The 14453-nt window shown below is 54.0% G+C and carries 10 protein-coding genes and 1 pseudogene; 4 read left to right on the forward strand and 7 right to left on the reverse strand.

The window, feature by feature from the left end:
* Positions 1-475: 475 nt before the first annotated feature.
* Positions 476-1744: a group II intron reverse transcriptase/maturase gene (gene ltrA / locus IEQ42_RS16140; RefSeq protein ID WP_010466266.1), complete on the forward strand. Its 1269-nt coding sequence runs from the start codon at positions 476-478 to the stop codon at positions 1742-1744.
* A 59-nt stretch (positions 1745-1803) separates the two neighbouring features.
* Positions 1804-2274, forward strand: a pseudogene (locus IEQ42_RS16145) (IS5 family transposase); the annotation flags it as partial.
* Between the two features lie 256 nt (positions 2275-2530).
* Here IEQ42_RS16145 and IEQ42_RS27765 read toward each other — a convergent pair.
* The 6 genes from IEQ42_RS27765 to hrpB all read right to left on the reverse strand — a co-directional run bounded on the left by IEQ42_RS27765 (position 2531) and on the right by hrpB (position 11972).
* Positions 2531-3325, reverse strand: coding sequence for a DNA translocase FtsK (locus tag IEQ42_RS27765; RefSeq protein WP_020301990.1), 795 nt, complete (start codon positions 3323-3325; stop codon positions 2531-2533).
* 220 nt (positions 3326-3545) lie between these two features.
* On the reverse strand, positions 3546-3971 hold the full coding sequence (locus IEQ42_RS16155) for a hypothetical protein (RefSeq protein WP_080761479.1): 426 nt from the start codon (positions 3969-3971) through the stop codon (positions 3546-3548).
* Entirely contained in the window at positions 3968-6019 is a 2052-nt protein-coding gene (locus IEQ42_RS16160) for an integrase (protein WP_227496825.1), read from the reverse strand. Before IEQ42_RS16160 ends, IEQ42_RS16155 begins: the two co-directional genes overlap by 4 nt.
* Complete coding sequence (locus tag IEQ42_RS16165; protein WP_034139406.1) at positions 6016-7929, reverse strand: hypothetical protein; 1914 nt, start codon at positions 7927-7929, stop codon at positions 6016-6018. Before IEQ42_RS16165 ends, IEQ42_RS16160 begins: the two co-directional genes overlap by 4 nt.
* Positions 7922-9403: a site-specific integrase gene (locus tag IEQ42_RS16170; protein WP_032904872.1), complete on the reverse strand. Its 1482-nt coding sequence runs from the start codon at positions 9401-9403 to the stop codon at positions 7922-7924. The genes IEQ42_RS16165 and IEQ42_RS16170 overlap by 8 nt, the downstream gene beginning before the upstream one ends.
* A 49-nt stretch (positions 9404-9452) precedes the next feature.
* Positions 9453-11972, reverse strand: a complete 2520-nt coding sequence (hrpB, locus tag IEQ42_RS16175) for an ATP-dependent helicase HrpB (protein ID WP_210704160.1) — start codon at positions 11970-11972, stop codon at positions 9453-9455.
* Between the two features lie 109 nt (positions 11973-12081).
* Between hrpB and IEQ42_RS16180 the strand changes: the two genes are divergently transcribed.
* A complete protein-coding gene (locus tag IEQ42_RS16180) occupies positions 12082-12501 on the forward strand; it encodes a hypothetical protein (RefSeq protein WP_042561222.1) in 420 nt (139 codons plus the stop codon).
* Between the two features lie 15 nt (positions 12502-12516).
* A complete protein-coding gene (locus IEQ42_RS16185) occupies positions 12517-13404 on the forward strand; it encodes a cation diffusion facilitator family transporter (protein ID WP_210704161.1) in 888 nt (295 codons plus the stop codon).
* 41 nt (positions 13405-13445) lie between these two features.
* On the opposite strand, the gene IEQ42_RS16190 is transcribed toward IEQ42_RS16185, so the two are convergent.
* A complete protein-coding gene (locus IEQ42_RS16190; RefSeq protein WP_210704162.1) occupies positions 13446-14447 on the reverse strand; it encodes a DUF6515 family protein in 1002 nt (333 codons plus the stop codon).
* Positions 14448-14453 lie beyond the last annotated feature (6 nt).

A 14453-nucleotide genomic window follows, 5' to 3' on the forward strand; every position in this document is an offset into this window, starting at 1 on the left:
AAGATGGAAGTAGGCCTTCTGAAGTCGGCTTGCAGGAGCGGACTTCAAACCACCCGGTGCTGCTGCATCCAAAAGGTGTGGTGGTGAGCGACCGAGGAAAAGTCATCCCTGAGGATGGCAGGTGAGTATGGAGAAGATGAGCGAAAGCAAACCGTCCGATGACGCATCGTTATGCCCAAGGTGCTGCCGAAACTGAGGTGGAGTACTGGCTTCAGGACAAGTCGGGGCGTTACCTGCTTACGGACCCGATGGCAGCCGGTGTATAGGCGGCATGATCTTCATACAGGCTTTGGTACGGAACGTGAGAACCTTGTTCCAGATGCGAAGGAAAATGACAAATGGCCAACACCATGAGGAAGAATACCGATGCTGGAACGAGGGGCGGAGCCTCCCGTAGTAGCGATGAAGCCTCTGTAATGGAGGTGGAGCGAAGGGGCGGCGTTATCCGGCCGACGAGCGTTGCCAACCTCCGGGGATGAGTGGCGTGAGCTCGGCGAAACCTTATGACATAGCGAAACGCACGGTATGGGACGCCTACCAGCAGGTCAGGGCCAACCGCGGTGCTGCCGGCATCGACGATGAAACCATCGCCGATTTCGAGCGGGATCTGTCTAAGAATCTCTACAAGCTGTGGAATCGGATGTCGTCGGGGTCGTACTTCCCGCCTCCGGTCAAGCAAGTAGAAATTCCCAAGGCATCGGGAGGCACGCGCAAGCTGGGAGTGCCCACGGTTGGTGATCGTGTCGCGCAAACCGTGGTCAAGCTTCTCATCGAGCCGGAGCTGGACTCGATCTTCCACTCGGACTCCTATGGGTACCGGCCGGGACGATCAGCGAAGCAGGCGGTGGCGATCACGCGTGAGCGCTGCTGGCGATACGACTGGGTGGTGGAGTTTGATATCAAGGCAGCCTTCGATCAGATCAATCATGGGTTGCTGATGAAGGCGGTGCGCCTGCACATCAAGGAGGACTGGATACTTCTGTACATCGAGCGGTGGCTGGTTGCGCCGTTCGAAACGGATCACGGTATGCGCGTCCGACGCGAACGCGGCACCCCGCAAGGTGGAGTGATCAGTCCCCTCCTGATGAATCTGTTCATGCACTATGCCTTCGACACCTGGATGCAACGTACCAGCCCCAACTGCCCGTTTGCCCGCTACGCCGATGATGCGGTGGTGCACTGCCGCAGTCGAAAGCAAGCGGAGTACGTGATGCGCTCCATTGCTTCACGGCTGGCTGCCTGTGGCTTGACGATGCACCCCGAGAAATCGAAGGTCGTGTACTGCAAGGACAGTAACCGTCGCGCAGGTTATCCGCATGTGAGCTTTACCTTCCTCGGCTTCACCTTTAGGCCGAGGAAGGCGCTCAGCAAACAAGACCAGCTCTTCACGAGCTTCCTTCCGGGAGCGAGTGCGGATGCCTTAAAGCGGATGCGGCAAGCGGTACGCAGGTGGCGACTCAATCGCCAAACCCACGTGACGCTGGTCGACGTGGCTCGGCTCTACAATCCAGTGATACAGGGGTGGTCGCAATACTATGGCTCGTTCTATCGGACAGCCATGCTTGGCATCTTCCAGCACATTGACCGCGCGCTTGAACGCTGGGCCCGACGAAAATACAAGGCTCTTCATAGGCGCAAGCGGCGCATTAGCCAATGGCTGGACAAGATGCGGACTGTGGTACCCCGGCTGTTTCATCACTGGCGAGTGACCGGGCAGCAAGGTTGGATAACGGGAGCCGTATGACGCGAGAGTGTCACGTACGGTTCTGCGAGCGGCTGCGGGGGCAGTTCCCGCGGCCGACTCACCACTTCGGCATGAAGGCGCACATCGGTGTCGATGATGAGTCGGGCTTGGTGCACAGCGTGGTGGGCACGGCGGCCAACGTGGCCGATGTCACCCAGGTCGATAAGCTGCTGCACGGCGATGAGAACATGGTCGGTGCCGACGCGGGTTACACCGGCGTCGAGAAACGCCCTGAACATGAAGGCCGGGGGGTCATCTGGCAGATCGCCGCCCGCCGTAGTACTTACAAGAAGCTTGATAAGCGCAGTGCTTTGTACAAAGCCAAGCGCAAGATTGAGAAGGCCAAGGCTCAGGTACGAGCCAAGGTCGAGCATCCGTTCCGGGTGATCAAGCGCCAGTTCGGTTATGTGAAGGTGCGCTTCCGTGGTCTGGCGAAGAACACGGCGCAACTGATGACGCTGTTCGCGCTGTCGAACCTGTGGATGGCGCGCCGACATTTACTGGCGAATGCAGGAGAGGTGCGCCTGTAATGTGGAAAATGGCTGCCGCGAGGTGCTCGCGGCGGCTAAAAACACAGAAATAAGCGGGTGATCTGAGCGTTTTTGATCGATTTGCCGCTTTTAAAATCGGCAGGGGCTGAAGTCAGCCAGAAATACACAACTACTTCAGACCATCCCTAAAGCCATAGAATATTTTCCTACTCAATGCCGAGGCCTGAAATTGGTCCTCTCCTATGGGCTTAGCCCGCGAGGCGGGCTGATAAGCGGTGGCGTATCCTGACAGTTCTCACTCATCGCCGGGGGGTAGATTGACCATCACACCAATTTTCAATTTAGTGCCGTACCCACCTACCAATTTGGCTCTGAGCTGGAAACATGAAACACCGTGAATTCCTTGGTCCCCAATCTGTGCGACAAAACTGGCTGCCGCCTCTCTCGGCAGATAGCCCACTTTGAACCCATCTATGAAAACTGCACATGCGTTGGCGTCATGGGGGTTGTTAGGTTCGGTCACAATGAACGCTTCAAAGTCATTATCCTCGGCCAAGCATCTGGAGTTCCTGAGTGTTCTCAAAGCCGCCTGATAATGCGACTCTCCAACGATGTCGAACCCAATATCCCTAGTGCCTTTGATTCTGCCCGTAAGCGGTGGAATCTCAACTCTTTCTGGGCAAGGGAGTGCCTTACTGCGAGTCGGCTTTTGTTCGAGCTCAGCGTTTGGACTGCCTGGCTTTTGTCCGGTGCGACCAAGAAGGTGGGCACTGCGTTCTTCGGTCGATAGCAAACGACGCTCACCTGCAGCGTTAAGTGGCGATACGAACCCATCAAACTCCATGGCTTCAATAAATCTAGCTGCCCGGTTGTACCCGATTTTCAGATGCCGCTGGACCCCACTGATGGAAGCTCGCCTGGCATCTAGTACGAAGCTGATTGCCTGGATGTATAGCGGGTCGCCAATATCGCTGTAAGAGCCAATGACCGCTGGCTTGGGTGGCTCGTTGCGAGGTGGTCTAGGGCGCGATGTAGGTTGAGGTATGTCATTGGTGCGTGAGAAATGAAACAACCTATCAAACCAAGACATATCGATTTCCTTGAAGGCCCGGCGAACCGGGCGGGATTTCTGTTCAACCAATGTAGCCTGTAGGATCTACACGGTGGATGCCATTTCTTCCAGTGCTGCCGCACAGCGTTTGTCGGAGCTGCTTACCGTGACCGGCCCATTCATCGTCATGCCCATCGAGCTGACGCTTGCCAGCCAGAACGCCGCACACGCTGGAATCTGGGTGGTTAAGTCCGTGCAATTACCCACCGAACCTTGGCTGAACTCGTGCGAGCTCCCGCTCCAACTCCCTTACCCGCTCATACAGTTGCAGATTCTGTGTAAGTACAACATCTCGCTGGTGACAGGCAACTTTTAACTCATCCTCCAGCACAGCTAGCTTGTCCTGTACCCGCTTAATTGCTTGCGCCTTGGGCGAACGAGTTGTTTTACTGGACGCGGCCTCTACCCGATAAGCCTCAATCCGTGCAATTAGGGGTTGATGGATTCTTCGTGACTTTTTCAGATAGCCACGATCGAATCCTGCTTCCACACTGACAATGCCAGCCGTAATTTTCGATGAGTCAATACCAACATGCTCTGAAACAACCGGCGCACCATCTACAAGGCGGTTAAAAGCTTCCTCGCAGACAATCACCCCCCTACTAACCCCATCTTTAGCCTTCATCGCTCAACCCTTCTAGTCTCAATCACACGAGCCTGAAAGCTCACGAGTTTGTCCAGATCGATTTTTGTTATTTGATACTCAACAGAATTTTTTTCATAGGACGCAATTTCGGAATTCATTGTTACAATAGCATCAGCTATTTTTTCCGACTTTATTATTGCTCCTTCACACGACAAGCACTCAACAAAGTCGCCGAGCAGGAAAGAATCGCATCTACCTACTTTCGTGCAACCGCCTAAAAGAGTTGAACGGTAGTAAAGCTCTCCGTTCTTAACCCTGCTAAGGGTTTCAGCGCGGACATCTTCCACGCACAACTCCCCGCTCTCTACTCGAGCTTTTTGCTTCTCCATATAGGACCCGGTGCCACCAAAGAGTGATGTCTCCTTACCAAGCAAATCTGCTAGAAGCTGATTTGCCACAGCCATGGGCATTCCCACCTGAAATTCCAAGGCAACATGCGACGCGGGCAGAACAAACTCGTTCTTTTTTACGTCGAAATAGCCAAAAATAGTTTTCAGGTTTTCGAAATTGTTCGCGTAATACCGAGTCATCTGAATCGTCATATGTTTGTACTGCGACTTCAAGCTCGGCAACGACACAAAGCCACTACTACTTGCATAAAATGCCAATGAGCGTCGTAATTGATGAGAACTTATTGGCCATGGCTTGCCTAAAGCGTATCTATTATCACTAGAGTAGTCACGTTCCGGATCACTTAGCGTGAGCTCTCGCAGATCAGCTGACTGGATCAAAATACCTCTAGACCAATTCATTTCCCGTGCACGCTTATCCAACCTACCAACCCCAACCTCCGTGTCTTCATGAAGCAAAATTGCAGAGTTTAGAAACAAGGGGCATTTCTCGGGATTATCAATTCTGTATAATACACAAAGGCCTCGACAAATAGCTTGCGCTACCTTTATGGCTTTGATCACTTCTTCGGTGGCCAGCCAGGACTCCTCCTTTCTATAACCCTCGAACTTGGTAGTAGTAGAAATGATACTGATCATCCTAGCGCTATCTCGCACTGAGCCATGATCATCCACAGTCTCGGATACAGCTACCTCTTGACTTAGACAGTTATAGGATAATCGGAGTACTTCCTGATCCCGCATGCCGGTGTAGAGATGAATAATAGTTTTTACTACACATTGCATTGCCATTAACGACCTAGATAATTGTCTTCGGTCTGAGCAGGCGAACTCGTCACTCATGATCTTGCTCAGACCATGGCTTTTGAGTGCTTGCTCAAACGTAGGCCTACGATGCTTTTCCCCGCCAGCACCACGCGTCCTTTGTTGGTTTTTTGAACGCCCGTAAAAAAAGTCAGCAAAGCAAGCAATAAAATTCTCAATCCCGTCGAGCCCTAGGTACAGTTGATCAAGAAAATTTCCCAGTTGATTAATAATACCAAGATATATATGGGTTGGTATAACTGGATGCTGCATACTTTTCGTTCGACCAAACTCCAGATCGTTTGAACTTATAACCTTGTATCCTAACCGCTGCTCACCAATGGTGAGCAAGTGATTTAAAAGCCCTCTAAACGTTCTATTGAAATTTGTTCTTTTGTTATTCTGAGAAACAAAAACTGCGAAATACACTGGTGTTATCAGCAACTGCCGCATCGACAAAACACCTACCAACGGCTTATTTTTTTGATCAAAGCAAAACCGAGCAGCAATACGAAACTCTACAAAATATTGCAAAAGTGTTGATGGTGATAGCCTACCGACACGTCCGGACCCGGCACTGTAAATCAGACAAAACAGGATATACTTAACTTCCGCGATCAACGCTTCTTGCTCAGGACCGCCCTCAGCAAAGATAGAATTAAAATTCAGTGCCATTATTTTTTTTGCGCTCAACCTGTATGGGTTGAAGTCCCAGGCATCATCTCCATAAGTAGCAGTCGGCTTGCCGTTCTTATCTCGACAAAGGACGAAATCAGCAGAAGGTGCGACAGTAGAATTGCCCAGAGCATCTGGAGCAACTGAGTCTGACTTGTCAGAGCTTATAAATAGCCCACTCACATATCCAGCACTCAAAATACGACTCCCATTTTTTCATAGCGCTGTAATCGATTTTCCCAAAACGGAGTTAACTCACCCAATACGTTAACTTTACGCCTTATCAGGACAGTCAATTCGGCGCTTGTAGCCGAACGACCTCCAATTACTCCAATAATGAACTCAATACGAATCATCAAGTCTTTAAATAACGTGTCGGCATGATGTAAGTCGGGCGCCGCGCTGCGAACCGCATTAATTACGAATTGCAAACTGAAAAGCTTATGTAAATCTTCTTCATCTGAGTGACAGACATAGTGCTTGCAGTACAGGCATCCGTATTGCGTTTTGCAACTGGGCTGAATCACTACCACCGGATCTATCGGTGAGGGGTTGTTAAAGTCATCACAGTGCCCAGTAGCCGTAGCGAAGGAGTCGGCACCTCTCCGCTCGCGTATGACCGATGCGGCCTTGCGAACAGACTGCCAATAACTACCAAACTCGCTCTCCTGCTGCTCGATAGACGTTTGTACGTAATCAGACACATTGGTGGAAACCGTATGATTCATGACATCTGCAACCGTTGTCGGTGAAAGCCCTAGCCCATGCAGTACAACACTCTTGAATTTCCTTACGGCTCTGGAGCTAATATTCGGACAGTCCGGATCAAGATAGATGCCACTGATCGTTTTATAAAAAACGCTAGAAAACGCCTGCGGCAGTTGCGTACACCCTCCTGTATACCCACCACATTTATTCATATTGAAAAACATTTTGCCGAAGGTTTCTCCATTCAAAATCCATGCTCTAAGCTTGAGATATCCCCTCAAGAGGCTTAGTCCGTTTTGCTTTCCGATGGCGTATCGAGTTTTCTTACCGCCCGCCCTAAATTTAATAGCAGAGAATTCTTTTTTAACCAGAGACTTCTCAAGAGCTGTATCTTCTTCATAATCAAACTGCACGAACTCTGCTGGTGAAGCACCAGTAATTACAAGAAAAATGCAAGCGTACGCCTTGGCAGCTAGAGCCGCCAATCGAAGTCGCTGTTCGTGCCTAGGATCACAGTTGGCTGACTTGAAATTATCTAAGGCGCCATCCACTGCTCGGCGAACTGCGGAACGCCTTACATAAGCACCGTCACCCACAAGGGAATCTATATACTCTTCAATTGTAGAAATTCGGCGAGCAGAATAATTATAAACATGAAGCTTTCTTTCTATGTAAGGACTGAACACTCCTTTATTAGATGGAAAAATAACGACTTGGCAATTATCGTACTCGACAACACATGGAAACGGATTTTCACCTATTACAAACTCGCTCAGGTTGCGGGCGAGTGCGACACATGCTTTCAAGTAAATCTCAACATGCTGCTCCCTCGGTGGTTTAACCCCACCTCTATTAAACCTAATCCGGATAGCATTGCCGATTATATATCTGGACTCTTCGGGAAAGCGCAGAACAATGAGCCTGATGAAAGCTCGTTGAAAATTACAAGCACTAACCGGAACAATTTTGCCTACAGCAATTAAATGATTAAGATGCTGCGTATAACTCTGATACGCAGTTATTGTTGAACTCGCCGTCGAAAATACATCAGTGTGGTTATTGGTATCACACCAAGTCAGCAATTGCGCAAAATACCTACACTCACTATGGATGGTTCTGTGATTACCCATAACGGCGAACGATGCTATTATTCTCCTAATCAATTCGAGCCGATCTTTGAAAAGTGACATTTCTACAACCGGATTACATCGACTATCAATATGGCTCTTATTTCTCCCGCGCTCCACATAAGCAAAGCAGCCTATATCAATAGGCAACGCCTTTACGTCCTTATTGAGTTGTATACGAATTCGCTCAGGCCGCAAAAACTCCTGACTGAGTTGCGCTACCGTAAAAATATCGGTTTCACGATGAGTCATTTTTGCTTGCGCATCACTCATCGAGCGTCTCCAATTTCAAATCTTCATAACTTCCAAAGCGAAACAGCACCTCTTCATACAGTTCTTGCGCTGCAAACTTTTCAGAGTGCATCTTGAAGAGCTTAAGGTAATGTTCAGTCATTTCTCTATTTTTATGATGCAATCGGTGCTGAATAAAAGAAATCTCTTCCCCTGGGCGAATCTGACCGGACGCCAAAAGTGGTAACAGATGCTGATAGAGCTGAAAAGCATAAGTCGCCCGAAGCCAGTGGTAAGAAAAACTTTTTGGAAACTTATCAGATGCTTTGACCAACAGCTTGCGCGTGATGGTATCTGTAACCTGACCAGTCGGCCGGGATTTAATCATTGGATAGCGAGGATCGTCTTTTGCCATGTAATAGCATCCCCCTTGGTCAGACAGGAATACGTACATATCACCTTCATCCAAAGCGGGGAGTTCAGGATACTCTTTTTCAAAATGGCTCCGCAGCTTTGAGCGTCGCTTGGCCGCCGCTGGACTATTAGCCATAACCTTTAATTCTTCAACTAGCTGGCTAGGCAAATATAGTTGCTGGCTTCTATCTCGCTTCGTATCCATACCCGTGCCCGGACCTGCACGCATTAGATAAGTACCGTCGTTCAGCAAATTTCCTTCTGTAAATGAATTCAAATGCTTCAGTCGCATTGTCAGAACTGTTTGTTTTCGTGCACCTGTCATCAATGCAGTCAGTAGAATAAGTCGTTGTTGGACCGTCCATCCTTTGCCCTTCAACATACCCAACAATTCGCCAAGCTCAACATTGGCCAATGGCCGGAGGTCTTCACCGTCCTCCCGAACAAACCCAATTGGCACAGGGCTAGAAGCCGGCGTCGATTTAGTTTGACTGCGTTTTTCGGCAGTTATTAATTTGCTACCGAATGAGCCTTTAAATAGGAACTGAACCTTCTTAACTGAATCAACACGTTCGATGTCGATGTCATGCCAATTAGCCGCCACATATTTATAAAAATCGAATACCACTCCAGTGAATTGATTGATGACTGCCGCGCTACGTTTTCCTTCGTTAACCAAATGAGCGAAATATTTGTATGTAGGGCGCAAAGCAGGACGACGGCCAGAGAAATCCAGCCAATCAAGCGCTTCATCTTCACAAAAGGTCAGATAATCAAGCAATTTGCTGGCCCGACGACGAACATCATCTATGGGTCTGCCAACAAGAGGTTTATGCCTCACATGATTCAGCAAGTACGAATTCGCTTCGAACCAGGGTCTGCCATCCCTATGGAAAAGGAACGGGAAATTGAAAAGGTCTCCCTCGCCCTCCTGCGCCCCGAACTCATTGAGTTGATAAAGCGTTCTCGATGGCTCAGACGCCGCAAGCAAATTCTCGATAGCACCACGTGGCTTTTGAGAGACGTAAATCTCTGCAAAGGCATTCCGAACGCGCGGAACAAGCACCAAACGGCCGTGGTATCGCGGATTCACATAGGACATATCCACTCCCTAGAGAAATCGTCAATCCTATGAGGCATGGACTCAATACTCAATCCTTTCTGTCAATGTTCTTTTTGTTAAGCGATTCAACCCAGGGGTCTAACTTATGGAATAGCTTCGGATACCGTCCCTTCAAATCCTTCTTCACCTCGGCATAAGTGCTGCGCCAGAAGTTGGCCAGATCCTGCGTCACCTGCACCGGACGCCGCGCGGGTGACAGCAGATGCAGCTTGACCACTTGCCTGCCGCCAGCGATTCGCGGGGTTTCGGCCAGCCCGAACAACTCCTGCAAACGCACCGCCAGAATCGGCGGAAACTCGCTGTAATCCAGACGAATCGACGAACCCGACGGCACGCTCAGATGATGCGGCGCCAGCTCATCCAGCCGTTGCGGCAGCGGCCACGGCAGCAGATTGCGGACGATGCTCGACAGATCCAGATTGGCGAAATGACTGAGCCGCGAAACTTTGCCCAGGTACGGCATCAGCCAGTGTTCAAGGGACTTCATCAGCGCGGCATCGCTGACGTCCGGCCATTGGCTTGCGTCTTGAGTCTGCAGATCCAACTGCCGCAACAGGGCGACACGCGCCTGCCACTGACGCAGTTCCGGTGTCCATGGCAGCAACTCAAGCCCCTTGCGCCGCACCAGATTGACCAGTGCCTGACTGCGTGCGCTTTCATCGAGACCGGTCAACGGTTCACGACTGAGGATCAGCTCACCGACCTTGCGCTGACGCTCGGCGCGCAACACACCTTCGCGCTCGTCCCAGTCCAGTTGATCGACGCACTGCACCTGCTCGGCCAGCACCGAATCGAACAGCGCCGGATCAAAATCCGCCGCCAGATAAATCCGTTCTTCGCGCTGGCCCTGACGGCTGCCGAGGTCGGCGATGACGATCCATGGCTCTTTCATCAGGCTATCGGCTTCGGCGAACAGCGCGGCGCGACCGTTGGCCAAGCGATATTCAGCACCACCGGCGCGGCGCTGTTGGGCGACACGGTCTGGATAGGCCAGCGCCAGCAAAGCGCCGAGCCAGCGCGGATGATCCGGATCGTTGACCGGTTCACTCGCCTTACCGCGCAGGTAACCGCGATATTGCCGCGCCAGTTGCCGCGCACGCTGCACGCCGCCCTGCGCCCCACGGCTTGCGCGCTCTTCGCCCGAGAGCAGGACCAGTCGGCTGTGCAGATCGGCCCCGGCGCCGCGCAAGATATCGCGCTCGCCCAGCAGTGCGGCGACATCGCAAGCCATCGTCGCCAGCCCCAACGCCTGACCGCGCAGCAATAAGTGGCCGATACGCGGATGCGCCGGCAATTCGGCCATGGCCTGACCGTGCGCAGTCAGCGCCTCGCCGTCCAGCGTACCCAGGCGCTGCAACAAATCCTGCGCCTGTGCATAAGCCGCTGCCGGCGGCACGTCGAGCCAGACCAGTTCGCCCGGTGTCACGCCCCAGCGCCCCAGTTGCAACGCAAGGCTGGCCAGATCTGCCGAAAGAATTTCCGCACTGCCGTAGGCCGCCAGTTGCTCGTGTTGATCCTGCGACCACAAGCGATAACAAACACCCGGCTCCAGTCGCCCTGCCCGGCCTGCGCGTTGGGTGGCGCTGGCTTTGGAAATGCGTTGAGTGTCGAGGCGGGTCATGCCGCTGCCCGGATCGAAACGCGGCACCCGCGCCAGCCCGGCATCAATCACCACGCGCACGCCGTTGATGGTCAGACTGGTTTCGGCGATGTTCGTCGCCAGCACCACTTTGCGCTGACCGGGTGGAGCCGGATCGATGGCCGCTCGTTGCGCGTTCAGATCAAGCTCACCGTGTAACGGACAGAGCAACACCTCGCTGCGCGCGCCGATGGCATCGCTCAGTTGCTGATGGACGCGACGGATTTCCGCCTGCCCCGGCAGAAACACCAACACGCTGCCGGGTTCATCATTGAGCGCTTCGAGTACCGTCTGCGTCACGCGTTGATCGATGTATTCACCGGGCTGAAACGGCCGGCCCCAGCGCATTGTCACCGGGTACATGCGGCCCTCGCTGCGCAGGATCGGCGCGTCATCGAGCAAACCGGCCAGGCGTTCGCCTTCCAGCGTTGCGGACATCAGCAAAATCTTCAGCGGCTGTTCAGCGCGAAACAGCTCTCGACCGTTCAAACTCAGGGCCAATGCCAGATCGGCGTCGAGGCTGCGTTCGTGGAATTCGTCAAAGATCAGCAGACCCACGCCTTCCAGTGCCGGGTCATCCTGCAAGCGGCGAGTGAGAATGCCTTCGGTGACCACTTCGATGCGGGTATTGGGGCCAACCTTGCTGTCGAGACGAATGCGATACCCGACCGTCTCCCCGACCTTCTCGCCCAACTCGCTGGCCAGTCGTTCCGCTGCGGCACGCGCCGCCAGACGACGAGGCTCAAGCATGAGGATGGTTTGCCCATCGAGCCAGGCTTCATTGAGCAGCGCCAAGGGCACGCGGGTGGTTTTACCGGCGCCGGGCGGTGCTTCGAGCACGGCTTCGTGGCGTGTCGCCAACGCTTCACGCAGGGCGGGTAAAACTTCATCGATCGGCAAAGAAATCATGCTGGCTCCCAAACAGAGCGGCGAGTATAACGGCGAACTGCCGAGCGTTTGTCAGGGTCTTAATTTCACTCGACGACGCTTCGTTTAAAAATGACTCAGGAGATTTCCCATGCGTTTACCTTTTCGCCTGATCGGCGGCGTGCTGGTCGCTACCCTGCTCACTCAAATCACCGCGTGCGGCTCGATTTTCTATCCGGATCGTCGCGGCCAGATCGACGGCAAGATCGACCCGGCAATTGCCGTGCTCGATGCCGTCGGGCTGCTGTTCTACGTAATCCCCGGGCTGATCGCATTTGCTGTCGACTTCGCCACTGGCGCGATCTATTTCGAGCCAGGTCATACCGCACAAATCGATCCGGCCAAGCTCAAGCAAGCCGTCGGCCCGGACGGTCAGGTCGATAACCACAAGTTGCAGGCTATTCTCGAAACTGAACTGGGGCGCAACTTCCCGCTGGACGATCCACGCCTGATCCAGCACAAGGGCAGCACTCAGCAACTGGCGATGTTCGGCCTGCAACCTGCCGCATAAGGAATCACCCTGCCCATGACCTCCAGCCCCGAACACGCCCGCCTGCTGCGGCTGGCAACCCGCGCCTCGGTGGCGGTGGCCTGTACGCTGATCGTCGCCAAAGCCATCGCCTGGTGGCTGAGCGGTTCGGTGAGCATGCTCGCCGGCCTCACTGACTCGGCGCTGGACGGCGTCACGTCGTTGCTCAATCTGCTGGCAGTGCACTACGCGTTACGTCCGGCGGACGACGATCACCGCTATGGCCACGGCAAGGCGGAGTCGCTGGCCGGCATGGCGCAGGCGCTGTTTATTGGTGGCAGTGCGGTGTTGATCGCATTTCAGGCGTATGAGCGGCTGAACAATCCGCAGCCGCTGGGCGCGCCCTGGCTGAGCATCGGCGTGATCGTCTTTTCCTTGCTGCTGACGCTGGCGCTGCTGGTGTTGCAGCATCGGGTGATCAAGGCGACCGGCTCCAATGCTGTGCGCGCCGATTCGTTGCATTACCGCTCGGACATGCTGCTAAACGGCAGCATTCTGATTGCGCTGGTGCTGGCCGGGTTTGGCTTTGATCAACTGGATGCGTGGTTCGGTCTGGGGATTGCTGTCTACATCTTGTGGAGCGCGGTGCAGATCGCCCGAGAAAGTTTCTCAGTGTTGATGGACGAGGAACTGCCGACGGACGTCAGCCAGCACATGCTCGAACTGGCGTGCAGTGTGCCGGGAGTGCTGGGCGCGCATGACTTGCGCACACGGATCTCGGGCAACCACTGGTTCGTGCAGTTGCATCTGGAATTGCCGGGGGAGCTGACGCTGTCCGTCGCGCACGGCATCAGCGATCAGGCCGCCGATGCCATTCACAAAGCCTACCCGCGAGCCGAAGTGCTGGTGCACGCCGACCCGATAAAAGCAGCTGCAAGCCGCTAGCCTCAAGCTTGTCGCTCGAAACTTGCAGCTCGTAGCGGCTTCTATCTGACCTGATAACCGCGACTGCTCAGGCAATTGCCCTGGGCCTGGCGGTAGGCCTGAACCACCTCGGGCGCCGGTTGATACGTCGCGGTGCGCGGATCGAAACCGCTTTGCTGCACTGCATACTGATAACACTGGTATCCGTCCTGCTGCACCTGCTGCGGCGACTGTCCATTGGCCGGATAGGCCTCCACGTCGTAGCCCTGGGATTGCGGCTGTTGCTGCTGCACGGGCGGCGCGACCACGGTGTAATCCTGCGTGGCCTCCTGATACGCGTAGTACGAACCGGCAGCGAGGAACAGCAGCGACCCACCGACCCACACTTCACGGGCGTAATCCGGCAAGTACTGCGTACGAATTCCGCGCGGCGGTTGCACGACGATGTAGCGCGGGCCTTGCGGGCGATACCAGTAGCCGCCGGAATAGAAGTAGTCCTGACCGCGATACGGCACGCGATAATCACGATCGGGGAAGCGATCGATCACATGCCCCGGGCGATATTGCGGGCCGGGGCCCCAACCAGTGCCGTGACCGTCCGGACGTCCCGGCCAGTGGTTGTCGTTGGGCCGATTGCCGGTCTGCCAATGCTGATTGTTGTAGCCGTTTTGCGGACGCTCATCGCGGTAGTAACCCTGACGCGGTTCCTGGGTCTGGCGCACGGCATCGGGGCGCGGCTGGATCGGCAGGCTGTTGGCCGGCAGTTGCGGCGGTGGAGGAGGCTGGCGCACCGGGTTGGGGTTGTAGGCCGGGCGGTTCTGGTTCTGACCGTTGTTCTGCTGACCGTTATGCTCGAACTGGCGGCTGTTGTCGCCACGAATGATTTCGTTATTGTGCGGGCGCTGCTGATTGTCGCCGCCATGGCCCTGATTATTGCCCTGATGTTCCGGCCCGCGACCGCCGCCGTCGGGGCCACGATTTTGCGGCTCATCGGCCAGTGCCTGCGCACCGACACTCATACACAGCAAACCAACACCGGCCAGCTGCCAGATGCGCGACTTCATGAAATT

The sequence above is a fragment of the Pseudomonas iridis genome, assembly GCF_017980685.1.
Taxonomy (GTDB): Bacteria; Pseudomonadota; Gammaproteobacteria; order Pseudomonadales; family Pseudomonadaceae; genus Aquipseudomonas; species Aquipseudomonas iridis.